This is a genomic window from Varibaculum sp. GTC20041, assembly GCF_055387755.1.
In genome coordinates this window covers 575,644-600,128 of sequence record NZ_AP041144.1, presented here as the reverse complement: position 1 = coordinate 600,128, position 24,485 = coordinate 575,644, and the positions used below count along the sequence as shown (strand labels likewise).

Annotated in this window: 19 protein-coding genes and 1 tRNA gene; 2 read left to right on the top strand and 18 right to left on the bottom strand. The window is 51.2% G+C overall.

Annotated features, from left to right (window positions below; all coding sequences use genetic code 11):
- Positions 1-3: 3 nt before the first annotated feature.
- Positions 4-972, bottom strand: coding sequence for an AAA family ATPase (locus tag ACZ5BI_RS02485; RefSeq protein ID WP_464896563.1), 969 nt, complete (start codon positions 970-972; stop codon positions 4-6).
- Entirely contained in the window at positions 969-6,725 is a 5,757-nt protein-coding gene (locus ACZ5BI_RS02480) for an Ig-like domain-containing protein (protein WP_464896562.1), read from the bottom strand. The genes ACZ5BI_RS02485 and ACZ5BI_RS02480 overlap by 4 nt, the downstream gene beginning before the upstream one ends.
- A 457-nt stretch (positions 6,726-7,182) precedes the next feature.
- Between ACZ5BI_RS02480 and ACZ5BI_RS02475 the strand changes: the two genes are divergently transcribed.
- Positions 7,183-9,759 carry a Cna B-type domain-containing protein gene (locus ACZ5BI_RS02475; protein ID WP_464896561.1) on the top strand — a complete coding sequence of 859 codons (2,577 nt, stop codon included), beginning with the start codon at positions 7,183-7,185 and terminating at the stop codon, positions 9,757-9,759.
- 233 nt (positions 9,760-9,992) lie between these two features.
- Here the strand turns inward: ACZ5BI_RS02475 and ACZ5BI_RS02470 are convergent, their stop codons facing one another.
- From ACZ5BI_RS02470 to ACZ5BI_RS02405, 14 genes are all read right to left on the bottom strand, one after another.
- Positions 9,993-10,523, bottom strand: a complete 531-nt coding sequence (locus ACZ5BI_RS02470) for a DUF4143 domain-containing protein (RefSeq protein ID WP_464896812.1) — start codon at positions 10,521-10,523, stop codon at positions 9,993-9,995.
- 56 nt (positions 10,524-10,579) lie between these two features.
- On the bottom strand, positions 10,580-10,786 hold the full coding sequence (locus ACZ5BI_RS02465) for an AAA family ATPase (RefSeq protein WP_464896560.1): 207 nt from the start codon (positions 10,784-10,786) through the stop codon (positions 10,580-10,582).
- Between the two features lie 476 nt (positions 10,787-11,262).
- Complete coding sequence (locus tag ACZ5BI_RS02460; RefSeq protein ID WP_464896559.1) at positions 11,263-11,538, bottom strand: hypothetical protein; 276 nt, start codon at positions 11,536-11,538, stop codon at positions 11,263-11,265.
- Between the two features lie 9 nt (positions 11,539-11,547).
- Positions 11,548-11,757, bottom strand: coding sequence for a hypothetical protein (locus ACZ5BI_RS02455; protein ID WP_464896558.1), 210 nt, complete (start codon positions 11,755-11,757; stop codon positions 11,548-11,550).
- A 204-nt stretch (positions 11,758-11,961) separates the two neighbouring features.
- The gene (locus ACZ5BI_RS02450) at positions 11,962-12,246 is read right to left on the bottom strand and encodes a HigA family addiction module antitoxin (protein WP_316086760.1); all 285 of its coding nucleotides are present in this window, start codon (positions 12,244-12,246) and stop codon (positions 11,962-11,964) included.
- 15 nt (positions 12,247-12,261) lie between these two features.
- Entirely contained in the window at positions 12,262-12,429 is a 168-nt protein-coding gene (locus tag ACZ5BI_RS02445) for a type II toxin-antitoxin system RelE/ParE family toxin (protein ID WP_464896557.1), read from the bottom strand.
- A 40-nt stretch (positions 12,430-12,469) separates the two neighbouring features.
- Positions 12,470-14,077, bottom strand: a complete 1,608-nt coding sequence (locus ACZ5BI_RS02440) for a class I adenylate-forming enzyme family protein (protein WP_464896556.1) — start codon at positions 14,075-14,077, stop codon at positions 12,470-12,472.
- A 66-nt stretch (positions 14,078-14,143) separates the two neighbouring features.
- A complete protein-coding gene (locus tag ACZ5BI_RS02435; RefSeq protein ID WP_464896555.1) occupies positions 14,144-15,322 on the bottom strand; it encodes a glycerate kinase in 1,179 nt (392 codons plus the stop codon).
- Positions 15,323-15,419: 97 nt separating this feature from the next.
- Positions 15,420-16,754 (bottom strand): MFS transporter, encoded by a 1,335-nt coding sequence (locus tag ACZ5BI_RS02430; RefSeq protein ID WP_464896554.1) that lies wholly within the window; start codon positions 16,752-16,754, stop codon positions 15,420-15,422.
- Positions 16,755-16,763: 9 nt separating this feature from the next.
- On the bottom strand, positions 16,764-17,642 hold the full coding sequence (locus ACZ5BI_RS02425; RefSeq protein ID WP_316691479.1) for an SMP-30/gluconolactonase/LRE family protein: 879 nt from the start codon (positions 17,640-17,642) through the stop codon (positions 16,764-16,766).
- Between the two features lie 11 nt (positions 17,643-17,653).
- Positions 17,654-18,829: a thiolase family protein gene (locus ACZ5BI_RS02420; protein ID WP_464896553.1), complete on the bottom strand. Its 1,176-nt coding sequence runs from the start codon at positions 18,827-18,829 to the stop codon at positions 17,654-17,656.
- A 55-nt stretch (positions 18,830-18,884) separates the two neighbouring features.
- Complete coding sequence (locus tag ACZ5BI_RS02415) at positions 18,885-20,345, bottom strand: CoA-transferase (protein ID WP_464896552.1); 1,461 nt, start codon at positions 20,343-20,345, stop codon at positions 18,885-18,887.
- A complete protein-coding gene (locus ACZ5BI_RS02410; RefSeq protein ID WP_464896551.1) occupies positions 20,342-21,169 on the bottom strand; it encodes an SDR family oxidoreductase in 828 nt (275 codons plus the stop codon). Before ACZ5BI_RS02410 ends, ACZ5BI_RS02415 begins: the two co-directional genes overlap by 4 nt.
- Complete coding sequence (locus tag ACZ5BI_RS02405) at positions 21,126-22,166, bottom strand: LacI family DNA-binding transcriptional regulator (protein ID WP_316087074.1); 1,041 nt, start codon at positions 22,164-22,166, stop codon at positions 21,126-21,128. The genes ACZ5BI_RS02410 and ACZ5BI_RS02405 overlap by 44 nt, the downstream gene beginning before the upstream one ends.
- A 445-nt stretch (positions 22,167-22,611) precedes the next feature.
- Here ACZ5BI_RS02405 and ACZ5BI_RS02400 point away from each other — a divergent pair, with 445 nt between their 5' ends.
- Positions 22,612-23,229, top strand: coding sequence for a hypothetical protein (locus ACZ5BI_RS02400; RefSeq protein WP_464896550.1), 618 nt, complete (start codon positions 22,612-22,614; stop codon positions 23,227-23,229).
- Positions 23,230-23,330: 101 nt separating this feature from the next.
- Here the strand turns inward: ACZ5BI_RS02400 and ACZ5BI_RS02395 are convergent.
- Both ACZ5BI_RS02395 and ACZ5BI_RS02390 read right to left on the bottom strand, forming a co-directional pair.
- Positions 23,331-23,406: transfer RNA gene (locus ACZ5BI_RS02395), tRNA-Thr, on the bottom strand.
- 94 nt (positions 23,407-23,500) lie between these two features.
- Entirely contained in the window at positions 23,501-24,406 is a 906-nt protein-coding gene (locus ACZ5BI_RS02390; protein WP_464896549.1) for a DsbA family protein, read from the bottom strand.
- Positions 24,407-24,485: the final 79 nt, after the last annotated feature.

The following is a 24,485-nucleotide window of genomic DNA, read 5'->3' as shown; positions in this document are numbered from 1 at the left end:
ATTTTAGGCCTGCGAATCCACTGGCGCAGGTACCTCGTTCAGCGCCCTCTCAACTACGCTTTGCGCAGTGGCTCCTTCAAAGAGGGCGTCGGAGTCCATAATAATTCGGTGCGCCCAAACCGGTACTGCCAGCGTCTTGATATCATCGGGTAACACATAGTGGCGCCCTTGGGAAGCGGCCCACACTTTGGCCATCCGCATCATCCCGATTGTCGCCCGGGTCGAAACCCCCAAATTCACCGCATCATCCAAACGGGTAGCTTCCGCGAGTTGCTGCACATACCGGGTAATCTGCCCATCTACGTAATTTCGCAGTCCTAGCTGTTCCCAGGTAGCGATTTCCTCAGATTCAACTACCGGTTTTAGATCTTTAGATAGATCCGGTTGGGCAGCACCGGAAAGGATTTTGATCGCGGTTTCCTGGTCGGGATAGCCTAGGGAAATCTTAATCAGGAAGCGGTCTAGCTGCGCTTCGGGAAGCTTATAGGTGCCTGCCTGCTCTACCGGGTTTTGGGTGGCGATTACCAGGAATGGCGATTCCACCGGATACACCACTCCATCTACGCTGACTTGCCGCTCTTCCATCACCTCTAGCAAGGCAGATTGGGTTTTGGGACTGGCCCGGTTGATTTCGTCTGCGAGGACGATATTGGCGAAAATCGGTCCAGCGTGAAAATCCCATGCTTTAGTTTTCTGGTCATAGACGGTTACCCCGGTTATATCAGTGGGCAACATATCGGGAGTGAACTGGATGCGAGAATGGGTAGCATCGACAGAGGCGGCGAGGGCGCGCGCCAGGGCGGTTTTCCCAGTTCCGGGCGCATCCTCTAGCAGGACATGTCCGCCTGCTAGGAAAGCTGCTAACACTAGGCGCACCTGGTGCCCTTTGCCGAGTATCGCCTGATCAACATTTTCGGCTATCTGCGCGAAACGGGTAGCAAACTCAGCGGCTTCGGCCGGTTTCAGGATCATATTGCGATCTCCTTTTCGGTTTGCCGGGCAGGTAAATCTTGCCCGACAAGACTAGTTTTTAGGTATTTATTGCCTCCGAGATTTCCTCCGAGGGCGTTTAGCGGCAACTGGGAATCTGCATACCGCCAGCAATCGCCACCTGTGGTTGGGAACACTGGCAGCTCTATTAGGGGTATCAGGTGCGGCCAGAGCGGCTTTGAAACCGGCATCAACGGGGTGAGCTGGTACCAATTTTGCAGGTAGGACACTGATTCTATCGGATCATTATCACCGGGGTCTGCACTACCGGGATCGGGGGTAGCCTGCAGGGTCGCCACCTCCACATTGTTTCTACTCAGCCGGGTTCCTTCCGGAACTAACTTCAGCTCTGCCGTAATTGTCCAGGTCTGCCCCGGTTTCAAATCTTTGAGCATAATCACCCAGCCAGATCCGTCAACCATCTGGGTTTGATACTGATAGTCCGCCAGAGCTGATCCCCCGGATTCTTTCCCCGATACCGAAAGCTCCAAGGAGCTGCTATCCCAGGTATCCAAGCCGGAAACGTCTACTTCTATTACCGTTCCGGTCTGGGTTCTACTGCTTTCCAGCTCTCTCATATCGGTAATTTGGGGACTCTTTTGTGCTCCGAGATTTGCACTTAGCGGCTTATAGGGACCTTTGTTATATCTAAAATCGCAGTTGTATTCGACTTTCAGCCCGGTTCGTGCCCGCGGATCAGTAAATTGGAAAGTTCCATCGTCTGCTACTAGGTTTCCCGCTACCCTGGTGGGTCTACAGCTTCCGTCATCTCCGGCAGGGGTATTCACCCCATTTAAATACACTCTGGCAAGTTTTGATCCCGCGCGTTCTAAAGTAGCGCTAACTACACTTTCGTTGAAGGAAGCAAAAGTTTCGAATCGGCCAGCACCCGCCGGCCCCGCCTTGGTGTTGACCGCGATAACGGTGAAAGCGTGTTCTCCGCCAGTAAGGTCTTTAACCTCTAACTTGGTGCCTTTAACTTCCTGGGGACTGCCTCCCGCGACCGTAACCACATAGTGATCAATGGGAGAGCCTCCGTTTGTACTGGGCGCTTCCCAGGTTAGGGTCGCGGTTCCAGCTGTCTTGCCGATGGCGCCTTGCAGGTTTGTGGGGGCACCAGGAGTAACCTCTACCTCTATCGCCGGAGACGCCCCCGAGGGCTTAGAATCTCCCACTCGGTTGGTGGCCACTACGGTAAAGCTATGAGATTTGCCCGGTTCCAAGCCCGGAAAATCTACTAGTGTTGCCCGGGAAGTAACCGTTTTCCCAGAAACCGAATCGGTAACTTTGTAGCTAGTAATAGGAGTGCCGTTAGCGGCAGGGGCGATCCAGCTAATGGTGGCGGTAGTGGACTCGCTGATGGTGGCGCTGACTGCCGTAGGAGCATCGGGCACAGACAAAACCCGGATCCGGGCGGTACCGGTTACCTGACGATCTGGATCACCACTGGCATCTTGCAAAGTAAAGGAAACCACCAAGTCTCCTTTAAAACTTGCGGCCGGGATAACTTCCAGGTGAGTTCCAGACGCAGAAGCCTGTCCGGCTCCTTGCACTATGCTCGGTGACCCCACGGTTTTCAAGGGTTTTCCAGGATACGGGTTGGTAGCATAGCGACTTAAATCAATACTTACGCTCTTGCCGGATTCGCCCTCTAAATCAATCGCGGTTACCTGGATCAAAGGACGAGTGGAGCTGACTACCCGCACCGGGATTTTCCCGATAGTAGGCCCAGAGCCGTCCTCTACCGTGACTTCTATATAGCCGGCATCTCCCTTAGCTTTGCCCGCTTCGGCTGAAACTGAAAGCTGGCTGCCCCGCAAAGATGCCTGAATACCTACGGGAAGCGCTCCCAGGCGGTAGCGCATTTTTGCGGGGTCGTCCCCATCTTCGTCGCTAACCATATCCGCCAAGTTGACAGTAACCGCGTCTTCACCAGCAGCTACTTCTATGCGCGTAGGGGTGAAAACTGGCGGGCGATTACTGGAGGGTTTGACCTCGATAGGCAAAGTTAAAGAGGCACTCAGTGCGGAGGAATCGTTGGATTTGCCGTCACTGACCTGCATTACCAGGGAAGTTTTCCCGAAAAATTCAGGGTTAATACTTACTTGGAAGGAATCGTCTCCGGACATTTTGACTCCGCCTGTAAACCCGGCACCCAAGGTGATGGCTTTGGCGGAATGAATATGCGGGGTACGTGCCTTGCGAGTAATCACATAAGACGCTAAATCAACAGTTAAGGTCTCGCCGGATTTAGCTTTTACGGGGATAGTGTCGGGGTCGATATAGGGCTTTTGATCGGAAACCCCCGGGACGTTAACTATGGCATTGGCACTTAACCCGTCCTGGTCGGTGACGGTATAGAGCACCAATTGACGCTGGGAAGGCGCGGGAATCACTAGCTTTTTGCCCTTGACGGTCACTCCATTTTGCTGACAACTAACCGTCAGCGCAGCTCCATCCCCGTCAGGGTCAATATCATTGGCGAGGACGTCCACTTCGATGGAGTCACCCACTTTCCGTCCCCCCTCTTTCGCAGTCACCAGGTCATCGGCGGCCTCGGGGGCTTGCAAAGGAGCAAAGGGGTCTACTTGTACGGTAGCAATGGAGGTATCCTGTCCGCCGCGTCCATCATCGATGGAATATTCAATCCCGTAAGAATCAGCTTTCTTCGGGGTGTTGAGCACTACCGCGTTTTCGCGAGCAGCCACTTGCAAACTATCTCCCGGACTTTGTAGCGATGCGGCAATCAAGCTAACCCCGTCACCATCAGGGTCGGTATCGTTAGCAGTCACTGCCACCGCTAAGGGGCGGTTCGGCCGCACTCGCACCTGGTCCGGGTTAGCCTGTGGATTTTGGTTAAGTTTGGCGGCGGGAGCTACCCCTACTTGCACCCGGGCGGTTCCTTGTTTACCGAAGCGATCTTCGACGATATAGGTGAAAGTATCGGTCCCGATTTTCCCTGATATTGGTTGGTAGTTGAGCCAACTGGAGCCAATATCAACTATCCCCATCTTGGGGGCATCGGCAATCCCCACTAGGGATACTGAGTCTCCATCGGGATCGATATTGGTCAGCTCTACTGGAATCCGGGTGGCTTGCCCCGAAATTGCCCGCCCGGTGACTACTCGGGGTTCGGGAGCAGAATTATCCGAGGCATTTGCCGGTTTTATTTCTACGCTGACCCGTGCACTTGATTGGTTTTGGTTGGTGTCCCTCACCGTATAGGTGGCGTCATATTTTCCGGCTTTTTTCGCCAGGAAACGTACCTGGTTTCCGGTGACGAAGAACTTTCCGGCTTCCGGCGGAGTGGAGGTGGTTAATTTCGGGTCGACTTTTAGGGTCAAACCCACCGGGGAGCGGTCATTGGCCAGCACATCTACGGTGGCCACATCCCCTACTCGCCCTTTGGCCTCATCGGGTTTCGCGGTGGGGGGTGTAGTTGCCGATTGAGTGGTTACCGGAATAACCGTAACTACCCCTTCGGCGCTTTCATGCCCATTCGACACCTGGTATTTTAAAGTTTCGGCTTTGGTGAGTCCGCGCGGAGCCGTAATGTTTAACAGCGAATGATCCAATACGGTTGCTCGCAGTGGCGAGGACGCCCCCACGGAGACTGCCTGGGTTACCAGCACTTCTCCCGCTGGATCGGAATCGTTGGCGAGCACATCTGTCAACACCTGCCCACCTACTGGCAGTACCGCCATATCATCTTCTACCACCGGTTTTCCGCGTTTTCCAGAGGAGGCGACGTCAACTCGGATAACTCCGGTGGCAGTGGCTGGCCCATCGGAGACCGTGTAGGTCAAGTAGTAGATTCCTTCTTGATCTGAACGGAAGGAGAGAGTTCCGCCCGCCAAATCCGGAGTCACTTGCGGCCCGGTTTGTTCAATATTTACCCCTGCCAGGGTTAAGGGGTCGCCATTGGCATCGGTGTCATTAGCCAGGGGTCGAATAGTGATGGTGGTTCCGGCTCTAGCGAACGCGATATCTCCGTTAGCTTCCGGAGGCACGTTTCCAGCGGCACGTACATCCACTATCACGCGCCCGGAAATTTCTTGCCGCCCATCGGAGACCAGTACTTTTACTTCTTTTTTTCCAACTCCACTGGCCTGGTTGCGGATTACCAAGGTGCCTTCTTGCCGGTATTCTACCTGGTTATCTCCGTTAGAGGAAGCACCCGACAAAAACACCGGGTCTCCATCGGGATCCGAAAATGCCGGGAGCGCGTTGTACTCAATTTGTTTTCCAGATTCGACCACCACCGTGGGTACCCGTTTTTGTACCGGGGCGGAGTTTTGCGGCTCCGGGGTGACATTCACAGTTACATTGGCGGTATCGACGCCTCCGCGACCATCTTTCGCCTGGTAGGTAAACTTAATAGTTCCGGAGGCGGCGGCTGGCAGTTCTATGCGCAGCGCTGCTCCTGCGCGTACGGGTTTTACTTCACCTTGGCTTACCTGTCCTAGCACTTCGGCGGTTAGTAAATCTCCATCGGTATCGGAATCATTTTCCAATACCGGTAGCGTAGTTATTTTCCCTGGTCGCGCCCCAAAACTATCGTCACGCGCCACCGGCGGGGTGTTTTCTTTTTGCCGATCTTTTTGCGCTATCTGTTCGGTTATCTGGGGAGAATCTTCTCGTTCTTCCTCTTTTTTCAACATGGTAGAGATCTCGTCCCAGTTATCTACCAGTTCCATGTTTTTGTCAGCTAACCATACTGCCCCATCAGTGGTGTCATTTAGCACCACTAGATCGCGGTTCTTGCGAAACACCGGGGTCTTGGCGGTTTTCAGCCGCTCGAGTTCTTGGGTGGGGCGATAAACCTTTCCCGCGCATTCACGCACAAATTTTCCGCTCCCCGCCCAGGCTCCATACACGCATTGGGCTTTTACTGCTGGCCTAGCCGGTTTGCCCGCGCTGCCTCCGGAAGGAATCTCCCGGGTAGATCCGCTATTTAGATCCACTTTTATCAATTTGTCTTGGTCTGCCAGCAGTGCGTAGGGCTTTGCCGGCCCGGATTCTTGCAGCGCTAACTGAGAACCGGCCACTTTTATTCTTTTTCCACTGGGCAGGAAAAGTACCCCTTGGGAACTATCGAAGGCTACTGCTTGTTTGCCAATTCCTGCCACTTGTAACTGCGCATTAACTGGGATTTGCGGTATTTCTATCCGTTCATCTTTCCAGAGTTTTCCCTCTTTGGTAACGGTGACTAGTTCTTTGGTGGTTGGGGAAGCGAGGAAGAAAGCTCCGGAGTCCCCGCCTGCTAACTGGGCTCCCCGCAGGGAACGCACGGTAGCCTTAGCTCGAGTGCGCTCTTGGGACAATAGGTCTTCACCGCTCCAAAGTAGGCCGGCTTCCGGGTCTAGGATCGCTAAGTTTGTCCCCGATTGGGCTATCTGCTCACCTTTATCCAGGGAAGAGGAAGTCTCCAGGCGCACCTTCTTAGGGTCAATTTTGGCGACTTCGCTGGCGGCCTGGTTCTGGAAATTTACATTTTCGCCCGCCTGAGTGACGTCAAAATCTCCCGCTTTGGATCGCACCGCCCCATCCAGGGTGCGCGCCGGAAAGTTCAAGTGTCCCACTAGATGCTGGGATTGATTGGTTACCCAAATTCCGCCATCATTTAAATCCACCTGCGCCCGAGTAATACCGGGGTGCTGCCAGGCAAGATAGACAAGTACTAGGCTGAGCACAGTTACTACCGCCAGGGATACTTTACGCATCCGTGCCCGCACTTGCGCGTTCTTTTGCCTACGCGCGCGAAAACTGGAGTACCCGGTGGTACTGATTTGTCGGACACTCGAGTCACTGTGGCTGCCCTGCTCACGGGAAGATCCTCGTAAGCCTGAAAGGCTTCTTCCCGCTCTGGCCACGCCTCGCCCTCTTTCTATTACCGGCTTGCCAGGCGAGCCGCTGAACCTGCAACCATAGTCGGCGCACCAGCTATCGCTTACTGACGAAGCAACTTACCTGCAAGTGAATATCCATTAATGATTGTACTAAATTCGCGGGCGCTTGCGCCGCTGGTACCCAATTTATAGGTGGCACTATCAGTCTCCGCTTGTCTTTTCTCTTGACTGCCTGGGAAAGACTAAGACACCTGATATTTAGGACATCGCAGGCCGTAATATAGGTGCTAGTGGTTATTTTTTAGCGGTTGTATTCCCCACCTCATCAACATAAAATGAAACCATGCTAATGAAGAAAAAAGCTTCCTCCGTTTTTCAGTTCCTAGCTACTCTCGCCACCCTTGCAGTGATTGTGGCGCTAGGGTCAACCAATCCGGCAGCAGCCGAAGGCGTAACCACCTGGGACGACCTGGTAGCTAAAGCCAATTCCCTCACTTCCGGACAGCATGAGCTGACGGTCACCGGGAACCTCACCTTGGATGAGCAGGCAAAACCACTGGTAGTTCCCGAGGGCGCAGAGCTAACCCTTAAGGGGAAGGGCGCAATAGCCGGCTCTAACTTACCGGCAGTGGAAGTTAAATCCGGTGGGAAACTGAACCTGGAGGGCCCCTCCTTCACCAAAACGCAGTTCACGGTAAACGGAGACTTAAACTTTAGCGACGGTTCGATTCACGATTCCGATCCTGCCGGCCCGGTCATCTTTGTTAATGGCGGAACTTTCACCATGAGTAACACCGCCGACTTCTCTAAGAACACCACTCCAGAAAAGAAGGTAGCTAACGCTACTACTCCCGAAGGTGTCGATATCCAAAAACTCGCCCCCATCACCATCTATAACGGGACGGTCACTATCAACGGTGGAACCATTAAGGCAAATCAAGGCCTCCAGAAAGGCGGAGCTCTGGGAGTTTGGGGTAGTAAAGAAAAACCTGCCTCCCTAATCATTAAGGACGGCGAATTTGCTGAGAACAGCGTTCAGCATTCAAGACTTAACGGCTTTGGCGGTGCCTTATTTAGTGAAAACGCCAATGTGAACATCTCCGGCGGAAATATCCATCACAACTTCACCGAGCGCGGAGGCGCGCTATTTGCCGCAAACAGTACACTGACGGTGAATGGTCTAAACCTACATGATAATCAGGCTAGCCACGAATACGGCGGTCAAGGCGGCGCCCTTTATTTAGATAGATCCAAGACTCAGATTTCGGGCGGTACTTTCAAAAACAACAGTGCTTTAGGAAATGACTATTCTTTCCATGCGAACGGTCCGGGCGGAGCTATCTACGCAGATGGAGGCAACATTACCATCAATGGCGGATCGTTCACCGGCAATACTGCTGGTTCCTCCGGAGGCGCTATCGCCTTTGGTGGTAAAGCGGAAGCGACAATTAACGCCGCTTATTTCTCGGAGAACAAATCCGCAGGCTTTTACGGTGGTGGTGCCATCTACAACGATAGTTCCACAAAACTAACAATTAATAATGCGTTGGTTAGAAAAAATTCCTTTAAGAATTTGATACTTATCGGAGCTGGAAATCACCCACCCAGTGTCCAAGGTGGCGGGGTTTGGAATTGCCCTACTGGCCACACCACCTTGAACATCACTCAGGGAGCAGCTCTTTTCGAAAATAGGACAGCCGATGTGGAGAAGAGCAAGGAGTACAAGGGAGCCGGTGACGACTTTGCGAGCGTCACTGAGCATTCTGCTGGCGACCCTCCGGAGGGGAAACCCGTTTCCATTAGCCCTCGGATGCTAGGAGGCGGGCAGCGCCTCTGGTATCAGGATGGATCTATTTATGGAAAACACCTCGACTGGGATCCTCCACGCGAGCCTCGCTATAAAGTTAGCGGCGAGGGCAAACTGATGCCTTATGACACGGCGATCAATGAAAACAAAGCTTTCAAGTCGGTTCCCAGTGAAGATTCTAAGAAACTCGCTGAGAAACTCGCCCGAGTAGTGATCGAAAATAATACTACTACTGGTGTAGGCATCAGTGGCGGAGGGATAGCCAATAATGGTCAGCTGTTCTTCGGCACCCCAGACAGGTGGAAACTCCAGGTCAAGAAGGCATGGGAAGGCGATGACCCGCAGCAGCGTCCCACGAAGATTAACCTTGATATTTTGGTTGGCGGTTTCCAGGTTGACCAGGTAGAACTGAGCAAAGAAAACAACTGGACAGCCGCGGTCGAAAACTTCCCCGATCCCGATACCCTGGTTGATGCCAAGACCGGGAAGAAACTACCGGTCACCTTCAGAGAACATGACGGAAACGGCAAACAGCTAGATGGCTACCAGTTGGCAGTAACCGATGAGTCCAAAGACGAAGCCACCAATACCTACACAGTCTCGGTAGTCAACAAAATGACCACCGAGGTGGCAGTAACCAAGAAGTGGGCAAACCCGGATGGAACTTGCGCCGCGGCCACCCAAATCGAGGTAAAGCTGCTAGCAAACGGGCAGGACACTGGGAAGAAACTGCTGCTAAATGCCGCTAACTCTTGGGAAGGCAAATTCACCGACCTGCCAAAGTATATTGACGGTAAACTCGCTGAATACACCATTTCCGAGGTAGAGGTAAAAGGATACCGCAGTGAAATTATGGGAGATGCTACCGGAGGGTTCTTGATTACTAACAAGTGTACGGTTCCGCCCTCGGACATCACTCCCCCGCCTCCATCGCAAACTACCCCACCTAGCACTACTACCCCGCCTCCACCAGGAGACACCCCTCCGCCCCCGCACAGCAAGACTCCCCCGCTGCCTCCTACCGGCTCTGAAATCAGCGCCGCCTTGGCACTAGGGATCTTGGCGCTAGCAAGCGGAGTAGTCATGATGCGCCGCCGCGTCACCAAGCAATAAATAGACACGCGGATACGGTAAGTCATTTAGGTCTCAGCCTTCACCGGTAAAGACCGCTAAAGTGGCTCCCGCACTCTCGTAAAAGTAGCGGCTATCTAAGGGAAATCCCTAGGTAGCCGCTACTTAGTTTTCTTCCCGGACCGAATTTAACCGTTACCGGTACTACCGGGTATCACTGGGGCTGGTCAAGTTTAGTCACTTTTACCGGCACTTTAATCGCCCTCCCCAGGCGACTAAACGCTCCAAAGTGTCGAGATAGGCATTGCCCAAAGCCCCGGTCCCATCGGTAGGGATTCTTTTCCGGCATACAGCAGGATTCCACAGCTAAACTTATTACCGGCTAACTTTTGTAAGTGACGCAATCCAGAAAAATCTTTACCCTGCAAACTGACTGCCGCCTTGACCTCTACCCCTACTACCTCGCGACTGCGTGACTCCATAACCAAATCGACCACTTTCCCGGTAGAGTCCCGGAAGTGGAACAAGTTAAAAGGTACCGCTGACCACTCTCGTTGTTTCAAAAGTTCAGTGGCTACGAAAGATTCCAGTAGCCCACCGGTAAAGGAACTGGAAATCTGCATTTCTAGAGACTCGGCATCTACACCTACCAAGCTGGCAGCCATCGTAGAATCTTGCAGGAAAACTTTTGGCTTCGAAATCACTCGCCGGATTAGATTAGTACCCCAAGCTGGTAATACATCAATCAAGAACACGTCCTTTAAAGCATTAAGATCCCCGGGAAGGCTCCGCTCTGGAATGTTCAGTTCCCTGCCAGCGTGCGCCGCAACAAATTCTGAGGATCCCTGCGAGGCAATTTTTCTCAGATTGCCACGGTTCCTTCCGGGAACTGGCGCACAAAACCGTCAGGATCCGCCTGTGCGGCCCGTAAGGGCGCGGCGTTATCCAAGTTGAGTAAGCGATGACTCCGATTTTGCAGCAGTTGAGTTACTAAGGTGCTCTTACCCACCTGGCGCGCACCCGACACCGTCAGCACGGGAGTGTCACATAAAATTTCTTCAGCTAACACCCTTGCATTTCACGGAATCATATCGACAACCACAAACCGACAGTAGCACGTCATCGAGATTTAGACGGCATTTCATTGCGGTTTTACAGTACAGCTGTCGCGGTTTTACAACTCTATTATTGCTGTTCTACAACACCTTCATTGCGGTTTTACAAGGTAGCCACTGCGGTTCTAGAACAGACACAAACACCCCTTCACCCTCCCCAGACAAAATCGCCCTCTCCAGACATAATCACCCTCCCCAGGCGGCTAATACACCTGTTAATCCGCCTCTAAACTTCACTCGGGAGGGCGATTTTACATCTGGAGGACGATAACGCAACCCCCACACTACCGCTACCACCAGCACGGAAAGATTTGGAAAATGCTACCCAACCCGGAAAGCCATGAGAAACAAAGCAAGAGCCTCTGACCCCAGAACAAAAACCCAGGTTGGCATCAACAGCGTACTTATCTGAGGTGGCGTGATGTCTGTGTTATGCGATTCTCGCCCGGTAATAGGATTGAGCTCCCTGTCTGCTCATTCCGAGCAGTCCACCGATTGCTTGCCAGGTCATTCCGGCTTGCCGGGCTTTAGCTACCGCTTGAGTGAGTTCCAGTTCGGCTTGTTCTTTACGGTCTCTAGCCACCTGGATATCCCGGAAGGCGTCAGCGTCCCAGATTCCCTTGGCAGATTTCACGGTTTCTTCTGGGTCGGTTTGGGTGAACTTGGCGGCGTATTCTTCGTCGGTGAGTTTAGTGTCGGTAATCATGGGTGCTCCTTACTGAAAGAATTTGGTTCTGGCGGTCATGGCGTGAAAGCAGTCTCCGTCTCGGTTGGTAAGGACTTCGATTATGTGTCCATCGGGGGTAGGACCCAGAAATAGGGTTACTCCTTCGTCAAGGTCGAGGATGCGCCAGGCGTTGCGGATAGCGTGGGTGATTTGGGCTTGCGTGTATCCATGTTTGAAAGCACTCGCCTTAAACCTCACAAAGCAAGTTTACTTGACAAGCTCGCGTGCGTCAAGAAATCTTGCTTGCGGTGATTTTATTGTACCCACATGCCCTAAAGATTGGGCATAGGCGCCACATTTACCGCTAAATACCAGCTGTTATCACTCCAGGGTAATCCCGCTATTGTAGCGCCGCCGATTCCCAGCAGACAACAGGCTCAAATGCGTATGTCCCCCTACAAGCTAGAGGGCGACTAGTGGCTCCACCCTGGGAGTCTCTTTACTACGAGCCTGGGCCAGCTCATAGGCAGTCTGCATATCCAGCCATAGACGGGCATTACCGATTCCCGCAAACTCCAGCCGCAAAGCCAGATTGGGGGTTAACGCCGCTTTCCCATTCAGAACCCGCGAAAGGGCAACTCGAGACACCCCCAACTTACGACTGGCGTCACTCACCGAAATACCAAGTTCCTTCAAGAAATCCTCCCGGATTACCGCCCCGGGATACACCGGATTTTTCATACCCATACTCTCTAACCCTCCTCAGTGATAGTCAAGATAATCAACAAGTTCCACATCTTCACCCACGAATCGAAAAATCAACCGCCAGTTCCCACTAACTCGCAGCGACCAATAACCCGCAAGTGATCCCGTAAGTTTGTGCGCGCGGTAACCTGGAAAGGCCAGCAGCGGCGCTAAAATTTCACTCACAGTTTGGCAGTTTCCATGAAAACCTAGAGAATAAATCAGTTTAGAGAGAAACAAACAATGCTCGTACCGCGCTCTTATCCACCTTCGAACCAGCGGTCAGCGGAATGGCAGAAACCTGGCGGAAGTATACCGGAACCTGGTAGCGCGCCAACCGCTTATTTAGTTCTTGTTTCAGTTGTGTTTCAGTTGTGTTTGCCCCATCCGCAAGTACCACGGCAGCAGCAGCAACTTCACCATAGACTGGGTCGGGAACTCCAACCACAGATGCATCTGCAATCACGTTTAGCCTACGCAGTTCTTCTTCCACATCGATACACCAGATTTTTTCACCACCGCGGTTAATCATGTCTTTCTTGCGATCCATCAGGTATATATACCCCTGAGAATTGGCCCGCCCTACATCACCGGTGGCTAGCCAACCATCAGCAGTCAAGGCATCAATTTCGATTTCGTCATAGCGCCTAGCAATGTTAGCTCCGCGCATTTTTATTTCGCCCACCTCGCCAATAGGTAACTCAACCCCAAAATCATCGCATATTTTAACTTCTAGTCCGGGGATGGGTAATCCCGAGGATCCTAAGTAAGGAGAGACAGCCGCATCACAGGGAAATACGAAAGCAGGAGAGCAACTTTCGGTTAGCCCATACACCGTACGGAACTGCATTTGCGGCATCCATTCGTGTAATTCTTTGATTCGCGATACCGGCATATGGGCTGCGCCACATGCCATCTTCTGCACCGATGGAAGTTCGGGAAAACGATCACGCTCTTCTAACATCAACGCGAAAACCGTAGGAGAGGCATGCACAAAGCTAACCTCAGAAGTGAAAATTTCTTTAACGAACGGTCTGCCTTCCATACGTTTCTGGATATGAATTGAACCTCCCAAATAAATAAATAGTCCAATGATGGCAATCATTCCGGTTACATGGTAGATGGGAACAGCGATAATAGTAGTGTCATCGCTGGTTAACTCAAGTACCCTTTCATAAGAACGCACAGCATGTACTGCGTTCATATTTGTCAGCAGCACACCTTTGGATAGGGATGTGGTTCCCGAAGTAAATAACAGGATGGAATCCTGCTCGATTCCCGGAAGCGGAACCTCTGCCAGCACTGTTTTCGGGTCTAACTCCCCCTTCTCACTATTCAAAGGTAACCCGCAAGCACAGGTGTTAGAGGAGGTGGTAACTGCTGGCTTATCCTCAAACCAAACAGCTTGCTCAGGATGACAAATGACTAAATCTAAGTTGGCGCGAGCCACCAAAGCGTCGATTTCTGCCCGACGGAATTTACCAGGGAGCGGCACTATGATGGCGCCTAGCCGGTTGCTAGCGTAGAAAGAGGTAATAAAGTCAATTCCGTTGTCCAGCAATACCCCTATCCGGTTTCCGGGACCAATTTTGTATTCTGTGTGCAAATAGGCCGCGAACTGGTCGGTTAGCTGCTTGACTTCAGAGAAAGTGAAACGGTTACCGTCCTCAGCAAAAACTGCCACCTTACTGGCGAACCGTTGCGCGGTATTTTCTAGAGTTTCATAAAGTGAAGCAGGACCAGGTACATAGGTTTGAACCGTTCGCCCGTATACCTCAACTGGCTGCAAATCTTGCACCATATTTTTCGGCCAAAGGGCTTGTCCGGAAATCATTTTTACTCCTTATATTTTGCAGTTTGGATAGCAAATCAAACGTGACCTCACTGCGATTAGATATTGCTAGTCCAAGTCCAAAGGGATTGGACTGTTCAAAATTTTTTTAGTCTGTCTGGCAGCGGCAAGTATTCGGCAGGTCATCCGCACCGACTCACGTAACGTCGGTTGAGCTTTTGCGAGAGCATCTTTTAGGCTACCCACCTCGCGAACTGTGGGGACAATGGCGGCAAAGCCATTTTCATGCAGCGACTCAACGTCGCGCCCTAAGTTACCGGTAAACGCAATAGCGGGAAGCCCCTGTTTGCGAGCAGCGAGCATAACCCCCCACGGGGTTTTTCCAAATTTTGTTTGAGAATCCATGGAGCCTTCTCCGGTAAATACGAAATCTGCCCCCACCAATTGCTCCTTTAAACTGACGGCACTGATTACCACATCTATCCCAGGCTGCGGTTTGGCTCCCAGCAAAGCCATAAGCGCTGCACCTAGACCACCCGCGGCTCCCGCGCCAGGATTTTTACTAATAGTGCGACCACAGGTTTCATCTAGCAGGTTTCCCCATTGCGCTAAAGCCGCATCGAATATGGAGATTTCTTCAGGCTGCACCCCTTTTTGTGGACCAAAAATTGCGGTGGCGCCTCGTTCTCCCGTTAGCGGGTTATCAACATCGCATGCCAGGGTTACCTCTATTTCCTGCCATCGTTTACTGATGTTGCTAACATCAAGGCTAGCCGCATCGGCCAAGGCTAGCGCGCGACTTTCAATCGGATTACCAGAACCATTCTTAACAATGGCACCTAGTTCATATGCCATCCCCCATCCACCATCATTGGTAGCAGACCCACCTAAACCGATAATCACCTGAGTGGGAGAAAGGTCAAGTATGTGTTTGAGAAGCTGTCCTACTCCCACGGTAGTGGCTTGATGAGGATCTAACTCTTCTACGGCTAAATGCTCGATACCGGCAGCTTCAGCAATTTCGACAACCGCGAGTTTTTTTGCTGCAATCCACCCAAAGTGCGCGGTTCTAGGGCGCCCTAGCGCATCGCTAACTTCGGCAGTACGCATTTCACCGCCTAGCGCATCAACTAAGGATCGGGTGGTCCCCTCGCCACCATCAGCCATAGGAACCTCGATACATTCGGCATCAGGAAACACATCACGAACCCCGGCACTCATGGTGGCTGCGACAGTAGCTGCGGTCATGGTTCCCTTGAATGAATCTGGCGCTAGAATAAATTTCATTGCTACTCCGATTGCTGAGTGATGGGGTAGCCGGGCTTAAAGCGGCTACCCCACCAGCGATTGTTAGTACCTAGATGCTATTACTCATCGGGAATGATTAGGCATCCTGCTGGTGAGACTCCAAGGCACCCTTAGGGATAAAGAGCTGGAGAAGCACACCTAAGATTGCACATGCCGCCATGAAGAGGAAGGTGAAATTGTATCCAGCGGCGGCCTCCCAGCCTCCCCCTAGAGCAATAAGCCATCCCATCAGCAGCGGTGCGAGACCCCCTCCAATGAACATTGCGGTAGTTATGAACCCGTTTGCGGTACCGTGAGCACCATCGGGGGCATTATCCGTTGCCGCAGCGTAGTACACCGGCCATACAGCGTTCGCTACTAGACCGAAGAAAAGCTGCAAGAAGATGTAGAACGCCATGCTACGCACAAAGTAGAAGCCTCCAACACCAACAGCCATCCAAATACCACATAACACAATTGTCGTGCGGCGTCCCAGATAATCAGACAGTGAGGGCCAGAAAATCTGCCCCAAAGCACCTGTAATCGTAAATACGATTGAGTAGGCAGCTGCCCGAGAGAAATCGAGACCCATAATGTTGGCAAGATACAGTGGCAATACATAATTAATGCCCATGTAAACAATTTGCGTAAGCATAGTGGTTCCGGAAGTCAACATCACAATGCTATTACGTAAGCACTTACCAACAGCATCTTCGGCATCTGCGTGGTTTGCTTCCTGCTCCGGATCTATCGGAACAGTCATACCGTTAGCTTCGATTTCTTTGTAAGTAGCAACGATACGGTCACGAGTAGAATACCAGTGCCAGAAAAGCATCACTGGTACGGACACGATTAGACCTATGAAGAATACATACATCCAGTTTTCATCGCCGAATGTCTTTAAGATCCAAGCTACAGCCAGACCGGAGAACAACGCTCCAATTGGGTAACCCGTGTGATGTACGCCTAACGCGAATCCGCGACGTTCCTTTGGCCACCATTCTGTAGTGTTAGAAATACCGATAGGTTCGCCTGCGCCTGCGCCCAGATTTACTCCGATACGCAGGGCAATAAATACAGTTAGACTATGTGCAATCGCTTTTATTCCAGTGAAGGCTGAGATAAGGTTATAGCCGATTACCAGAGGCACCTGGAAAGCTGCTCTCTTCCACCCCACACCGTGTTTGTCGCTCATACGCGAAGCAACAATGGGTAATATCGCGAGTGAGAACATAATAATCGCAGTGATTGTTCCCCATTGTTCCGGACTTAGCTTGAAGTGGTGAGATATCACTGGACCAAGGCGAAGTATTACTTCGCGATCGAAAGCGTTAATAGCCCAAATAACCCAGGTTACGCCAAGGGCAACCCAAGATCCTTTCGGGATAAGGCTAAGAGGCGCAGAACCGCGGCTGATTCGATTATGTTTCATTTCTTCTCCTTATTTCCCAAACCGAGGAGTCTCGTAGCCTTTAATTCCAAGATCATCAATCACATACAAGGTTCCGCGCGCAGCACCGTCTTCGGGGAAACGGGGAAGCGGAGGGCGTGCCATGGTGGTGACAAAAAGCCGATCTAAATTCGCCCCACCAAATACCGGACAGGTAACTTTCTTTACCGGCATTTCAATTTGGCGTTCCAGTTTTCCATCGGGATCGTAACGATTCAGCTTTCCCGCATACACGTGTGCTTGCCAGACGAATCCTTCAGCGTCAACGGTCATTCCATCGCATGCTCCCCCATCCGACTGATCCACGGTCGCAAACACTCGTCGGTTAGAAACGTCACCAGTTTCCAAATCGTAGTCGTACGCCCAGATGTCCCCGGTCCAGGTATCTGCAAAATAGAAGATTGATCCATCAGGTGACCAGCAAGGACCATTCGAACAAATGATTCCTTCGTCAAGCACCCGTAGTTCTTTGCCCTCTTCATAGGAATACAGACGACCAGTCGGGGCTTCTTCCATGGTATCCATCGATCCGAAAACAAAACGTCCGCGGAAATCTACCTTTCCGTCGTTGAGCCGATTCTTTGGATATTCAGGTTCTGGATCTGAAATTAATTCAGCTTTATCAGCCTCCAGATTGTACTTGTAAAGTCCAGTTTGCAGCGCTAGCAGAACCGACTTTCCATCTTGATACAACGCCATGGAACCAATTTTTTCCCGTACGTCCCAAACTCGTAGATTGCTGGTGTCTTCGTTGTGTCGGAACAACCTTCCATCTTGAGAATCAATCCACCACAGCTCTTGGTTTTTAACATCCCATATAGGGCCTTCACCCAGATTGGGTTTTAGATCTATCACCTTTGATATTTTCATTAGGAACTCCTTTATAATGCACGGAATACTGCTGCTACCCCTTGACCGCCACCAATGCACATGGTTACCATGCCAAATTCGGTGTTCGTGCGGCGCAGGTTGTACAGGGTGCGTAGGGTCAGGATGGAACCGGTAGCTCCAACCGGGTGTCCAAGCGCAATCGCGCCACCCAGCGGATTAGTCTTATCCATATCCAAATCCTGGTCACGGATTACTGCCAAAGCTTGAGCAGCGAAAGCTTCGTTGAGTTCAATCCAATCAATGTCGGAAAGAGTTAGTCCGGCCTTCTCTAGAGCGCGGGGAATCGCCAATGCTGGAGCAAAACCCATAATTTCGGGAGCCAAACCTGCCTTTGCAAAACTAACCAGCTCACCAATCGGCTTTAAACCTTCCGCCTTAGCAATAGATTCAGTGGTCATCACCAGCATCGCAGCCGCATCGTTAATGCCGGAGGAATTACCGGCGGTAACGGATCCACCTTTGCGGAAAGCAGGACGTAGTTTGGCCAATTTCTCCTCGTTGGAGGTGGGACGCAAATGCTCATCGGTGTTAAACACACGCTCCGACTTACGTTCCTTAACTGTGATGTCCACAATCTCATCTTGGAACATACCGTCAGCTTGAGCTTTTGCGGCTAACCTTTGTGAACGTGCTGCAAAAGCATCTTGATCCGTGCGGGAAATATCGAATTTATCCGCTACATTTTCTGCGGTAACACCCATCGGGTAACCACCAAAAGGATCGGTTACTAGCGACATGGTTCCATCAACCAAGGTATGGTTTCCAGTGCGCCAGCCGTTACGCGCCTGAAAATCCATAAAGGGCTGATTCGACATATTTTCGGAACCACCGGCAACTACGAATTTCGAATCTCCAGCACGCAGTTCAAGCGCAGCAGATTGAACTGCCTGCAACCCCGATCCACATAACCTATTTACTGTAAAAGCAGTGGACTCTTCGCGTACTCCCGCCTCTAAGGAAATTCGGCGTGCCAAGAAGGCATCCCCGCCTACTTGTCCCACGCAGCCAACCACTACTTCATCAATTGCATCCATGGGAACGCCAGAACGTTCCACCGCCGCCTTCATCGCGGTTGCCCCCATGACGTGATTAGGCGTAGTGGACAGGGAACCAGCAAATGTACCGATTGCAGTCCTTGCGCCCTCAATAATGATTATTTTTTCCAATTGTTTACCTTTCCTAATAGAACCGCTCCCGCCTTCGCGGAATCCAGTGTTTTACTTAACGCGTCGTATGAATAAGCGCCGCTGCTTGGCGAGCAGCGTCATTGTCATCAACCTCGAGAATCTTCCAGCCTTCGGTGGTTAGTTGCACCATGTAATGTTCAGAAGCTAAGTAGACTTCTTGCCCTTTATCTAGGGCGGCAGCACCGTAGAAAGTTAATTGGTCTACTTCATCTACCCACTTGGGATGTTTCGAATCGGCAATCATCAGGAAGCAGATTCGTTTCGCACCGTCCACAATGTCCATGAAGCCACCGCAGCCGATGGCTTTGCCACCGAAAGCCGAAACGTTAATATTGCCTTTACCATCTACTTGCCCCACACCCATGTAGGTGATGTCCACGCCGCCACCGTTGTAAAAATCGAACTGTTGCGGATGGCTGATAATAGCTGCAGGATGAATTGCACACCCAAAGTCCACTCCCCCTAACGGGACACCTCCGTATGTGCCGGACTCCACCGTTAAGGTAACTTTGGCGAGCTTACCGCTAACCGCGAGCGCCCGACCTATGGAGTCACCGGGGAGACCGGTACCCAGATTAATAATGTCTCCGTCGCGTACCAGCTTTGCGCCCCTCTCCCCAATGCGTACCCGAACTGGTTCCACCTCGTGGGCAAGGATGGACTTTGCCAGTTCCTCAGAAGAGGCATACCCCGTGATCAGATCCATATTTACCTCAATCGCGGAGTTAGTTTGCTTGTGGTATTTCGCTGGATCAGAAGTCACCATAACGTAATCCACCAGCACACCGGGAACATTCACCAGACGAGCCGGAATGTCACCACGCTCCACAAGCTCCTTCACCTGGGCAATTACGATTCCGCCATTATTATGAACAGATTGCGCAATTGCCAGTGAATCCAGGATTGTCACGTCGTCTTCTTGCGATATGTTTCCATCTGGATCTATCTTCGTTCCCCGTATAATCGCCACGTCAATCGGGAAAGACTTGTAGAACAGATATTCCTTACCATCTATTTCCACCAGTTCCACATACTCATCAGGAGCTGTGACCGCGCGGGCAGAATCGTTAATTCGCCCCCCATCCAGCCGTGGATCAATGAAAGTACCTAATCCCACAGTAGAAAGCTGACCCGGCCTACCGGCTGCTATCGTGCGATACAGCGTGGATATTTGACCTTGAGGTAAGCAAATAGCTTCTACCTCGTCTTCACCCAAGAGGTTTGCCATAGGCGGGTTTAGCCCCCAGTGTGGACCCACTACGCGTTTTAGTAATTTTGGGTGTGCCAGGCGAGCTAGCCCATCCACTCGGTTCGACTGCCCAGCTGCATGTACGAATGTCAAATTATTCGGGGTACCTTTTTCTAAGAATGACTGTTCGATATGCGCATAGATTTCATCAGCTACGCTCATCATGGTGAAACCATCGGCAGCTACAGTAGCCCCGTTCGGAATCAGTGATGCTACTTCTTCGGGCGTCACTTGTTTAAAGCTCATAGCTTGTATCCCCCTCCGATGCGAATGGTTTCACCGGTCAGGTAGGAGGCATCGTCAGATACCAGGAACGCAACCAGATTGGCTACATCCTCTGGTTTTCCGGCACGCTTGAGGGACACCTTTGCGACTTGCTCTTCATAGAGGTTCTCGAATCCAGCACGTGAAGGAATTTCCTTAAGCTTGCAGGTCATATCTGTTTCAATAAAACCAGGAGCAATTGCATTGGCGGTCACATTCTTGAACCCCAGCTCCTTGGATATAGAGCGGGTTAGGGAGACAACTCCACCTTTTGCTGCTGCGTAGTTAGTTTGCCCCACGTTTCCTTGCCAAGATTCGGAGGCCACGTTACAAATGCGCCCATACTGGTTTTCACGCATATGGGCTCCTACCTTGCGACACAAGTAGAAAACGGCAGAAAGATCTACTGCGAGCACCACATCCCACATGTCATCGGTCATCTTATGAAGCATGCCGTCACGGTTGATTCCGGCGTTATTTACCAGGATGTCAATCTTGCCCAGTTCAGCAATCACCTGCTCGATAGCGGCATCCACAGCTTCACGATCGGCAACATTCAATGCAATGGATCGTGACTTGCCTCCACACTGTTCAGCCACCACCTTGGCAGCCTCGCCATTAATATCTACAACAACCACGGTAGCGCCGCGCTGCGCAAGTTTTAGCGCGATGCCTTTACCAATCCCCTGCGAGGCTCCGGTTACTACCGCAACCCTGCCGTTTAGCGATATCGAATCCATTATTCTTATACCTTTCATCAGATTAAATAGGGCGACACCGGCAAGAATTGCCGATATGTAGTTCATATGGACATACGATGTCCGTTTGCTTGACACGCTCGTTACGCATCAGGTTTTCTAGCTGCACCACAGCTTGATCCGCCATCGCACGAATTGGTTGCACGATAGTGGTAAGTGAAAATCCTGGCCATACCGCTGGGGTAACACCATCAAAACCTCCCACAGCGACGTCGTCAGGAACGCTAATACCATGAGCGTTAAAATCCTCTATTATTCCGAAAGCAATGGCATCTGAGCCACACAGAATTGCCTCTGGTAACCCACGTTTTAGCGAACGAAAATGTTTTGCGGCGTTATACCCGCCCCCAGTTCCCAGATCGGTACGCACAATCCACTCAGTAGGGGTGGATAATCCGCTTTCGATTAGACCTTCAAGATACCCAACATGACGCTCGTTTGAAGCCGAAGAGCTCCGGGGACCAATAGCCAGCGCTATCTTCTTATATCCGTGGCTCACCATATGTAGAGCCATATCTTTTGCCGCGTTCTTGTTATCTATTCCCACAAAAGCTGCACGTACTGTTGGCATTTTGCGTGATACCTGCACATAAGGCAGGTTTGCATTGCGCAATAGGCGAGCTACCGAAGCATCACCATCTTGCGTTGCGGTAAGAATGATTCCATTAACTCCATGCTGAGTCATGGTTTGCACGGTCGAGAGCAAATCTTTAGGACGGTCGCCGGTATGAGCTAACAGCGTGTTTAGATTATGTGACCGAGCGACCTCTGCCACAGCAACGCCTAGCTCCTGGTAAAACGGGTTGGAAAGATCCGCAAGTACCAAACCTACCAACGAGGGGATAGTGTGCATATTTGTAGCACGTTCGGGTACTTCTATGCCGTAAGCACGTGCCAATTCGATTATTGACCGCCGGGTTTCATCAGAGATTCCGGGCTTCCCATTTAATGCATAGGAGACCGCTGCCTTCGACACTCCCAACACCTGGGCGATATCAGATGCCGATCCGCGGGTAGCCCTACTACGGTTCTCATTAACCCTCATGCATTTCTCCTTGTAACGCCCAAGGCTCGCTTCTTTGCTGAGACCTTTTTGGACGCTTATGCTCATAATCACATCAGGACTGGGAGTTAAGCAACGTTAAGTTGTAGGGTTTATTTTTTACGTTTCTCCTGTTTAACCCAATTTTTACCGCGTAGAAGACCGAAGCTTTTTAAAATCGAGCAATAATCGTCAACGCCCGTAAGCTACGATTTGTCCCAAACAATCTTCAAAAATGAATATTCTCCGATGCTGATATAAGCACCACGACTTTGACGCGTTCTAAGTCACTATGAGTGATTATCGCTATCCGCCGCTCTTATGCATATGAATCATTCTTGCTGCGCTACCTCTCCCACTCAACTGAATAATGAGAAATGGCTAGGGAGTACTCACGGGAACCCGGCAAGATACTACCGCTTTCTCAGCTAGCTGATATTTTTAGAAGATGAGTGGACAAAATATACTATCTGCCGAGGATGCTAGAAAAAAGTTCATAGGCAACACCTATAGACCCATGGGAAAAAAGGCCTCCGTTCGCTCGGGTGGTGAAAATGCCTGCCGAATTGTCGAGGCTCGCAACCAAGCCGATCGGACGCCCGTCTCGCCAGAACAGATTGCTAAATATACGAATGAGTTTCTATCAGTTTTAGGGATGCCGAAAGTTGAATCCCCCAGAATAGAAATTCCGCCCGAATTAACCAATGACGAGATTGAAGATTATCTGGAGGAAAATCTGTACTCACCAATATGTGACTCGGGAGGAAACTGTCAAGACTTGGTGTGGATGAAATTCACCGACCGAGGTTTCCTGGGAGTGGTAGCGACAAGTAACGATATCAATTTTGACATTCCAAAGGACGAAGAAAACCATTTTTGTAAACGAACCACGTCAGGAATCATCATTCATAAGCTCAAGCAATCGTGGGACAGAAGCTTCGTGCTAGCGTTTCCTCTTAAATCAATACCAGAAGATTTGAAACGTGGTCATATAGAAACCGGTATCGGGAACTACCTGATAGACAAAAATGTCCCGATATTGGACTATTTCTCACACAGGTACTAAATCCCAGGCGAGTCAGGAAACTTACCCGACAGCAGGTTTCCCTCTTAATGGGAAAAATACCAGAATCATAACCTGCCCCAGCAAAAACAACCACCTCTAAGTGGAGCCGACTATCGGGCTCGAACCGATGACCTGCTGTTTACAAGACAGCTGCTCTACCAACTGAGCTAAGTCGGCCTTAGGAAGCGCTTCAATCAGCACTACCCTAACGTCTTCGAAAAAGACGACGCCTTTAGTTTGCCATGTCTTTTATCAATGAACAAAACCGCTGCTATTTACCCAGTAGCGCGTCCTCGTCCAAAGTACCGTCATTCTTGTACGGCTTTTCGACCACCTTTCCATTGGAGGCAAACATCGGAGTGCCGACCTGCTGGGTTTGCTTACCCGCAGCATCTGCCCATTGCTTTTGCCACTTCTCAAGTAGTGCAGATTGGGTCTCGGCCTTAAAGGAGCTAATAATCTCGTCTTTAACCCCGACCTTCTTGGCAACTTCCTTGATCTTCTCCAGTGACTTGTTCGGATCCGCCATCAGCGTGGAATTTCCTTGATCTTTCCAGCCGGCTTCCTCTCCTTTGGCAAACATCACCTTATATCCAGTATCAACCAACGCTTGATGGAAGGCCAGCGCTTTGTCTGGCTGCTCCATAGCTACCAGCATGGAAGCGTCGCCAGCAATCACTGTCCAGGGCAAGGCGTGAGTCATCACCGTATGTAACACCAGATTGGCTTTACCTTCGGTAGCCAAAGCCATAATCTGCTCCCCCAACTGGTGCTCTAACCCCAGGCAAGACGGGCATCCATAGGAATACCACATCTCGATAGTAGGTACTCCGGATTCGGCTTTATAGACCCCCGGTTTACCAACCAAAATCCCCTGCGCCGCATTAACTGCTTCCTTACCCGACAGGGCAGCGATTTTTTCTGGGCGCTGACCAGAAAGCACATCCCCATTAGTTTTATCATTTCCGCTCTGGGCAACCAGGTATCCGGCGAGAGCGACCGCCGCTACCACCAGCACCGCGACTATCGCGATTATGGCACGTTTACGGGTTTGCTTGCGCCGCGCGGCTTCCCTTTGTGCCTCTACCTGTTTCCAAACTTTTTGTTGCCGATTTTTTTCATTCTTCGATGAACCTTTGGCCTTAGCGGCCTGCATTTTACCTTTTTTCTGTGCCATTACTATTCCGCTGCTACTTTCCTGCGACTTTCCAGATTTTCTGTTACAAGCATAAACGAGGACGGGCTTAGCTCCCACC

Coding starts and splice junctions, on each gene's coding strand:
- ACZ5BI_RS02485 (WP_464896563.1), bottom strand. CDS start 972: ATGATCCTGAAACCGGCCGAAGCCGCTGAGTTTGCTACCCGTTTCGCG.
- ACZ5BI_RS02475 (WP_464896561.1), top strand. CDS start 7,183: ATGCTAATGAAGAAAAAAGCTTCCTCCGTTTTTCAGTTCCTAGCTACT.
- ACZ5BI_RS02460 (WP_464896559.1), bottom strand. CDS start 11,538: ATGATTACCGACACTAAACTCACCGACGAAGAATACGCCGCCAAGTTC.
- ACZ5BI_RS02450 (WP_316086760.1), bottom strand. CDS start 12,246: ATGGGTATGAAAAATCCGGTGTATCCCGGGGCGGTAATCCGGGAGGAT.
- ACZ5BI_RS02440 (WP_464896556.1), bottom strand. CDS start 14,077: ATGATTTCCGGACAAGCCCTTTGGCCGAAAAATATGGTGCAAGATTTG.
- ACZ5BI_RS02435 (WP_464896555.1), bottom strand. CDS start 15,322: ATGAAATTTATTCTAGCGCCAGATTCATTCAAGGGAACCATGACCGCA.
- ACZ5BI_RS02430 (WP_464896554.1), bottom strand. CDS start 16,754: ATGAAACATAATCGAATCAGCCGCGGTTCTGCGCCTCTTAGCCTTATC.
- ACZ5BI_RS02425 (WP_316691479.1), bottom strand. CDS start 17,642: ATGAAAATATCAAAGGTGATAGATCTAAAACCCAATCTGGGTGAAGGC.
- ACZ5BI_RS02415 (WP_464896552.1), bottom strand. CDS start 20,345: ATGAGCTTTAAACAAGTGACGCCCGAAGAAGTAGCATCACTGATTCCG.
- ACZ5BI_RS02410 (WP_464896551.1), bottom strand. CDS start 21,169: ATGAACTACATATCGGCAATTCTTGCCGGTGTCGCCCTATTTAATCTG.
- ACZ5BI_RS02405 (WP_316087074.1), bottom strand. CDS start 22,166: ATGAGGGTTAATGAGAACCGTAGTAGGGCTACCCGCGGATCGGCATCT.
- ACZ5BI_RS02400 (WP_464896550.1), top strand. CDS start 22,612: ATGAGTGGACAAAATATACTATCTGCCGAGGATGCTAGAAAAAAGTTC.
- ACZ5BI_RS02390 (WP_464896549.1), bottom strand. CDS start 24,406: ATGGCACAGAAAAAAGGTAAAATGCAGGCCGCTAAGGCCAAAGGTTCA.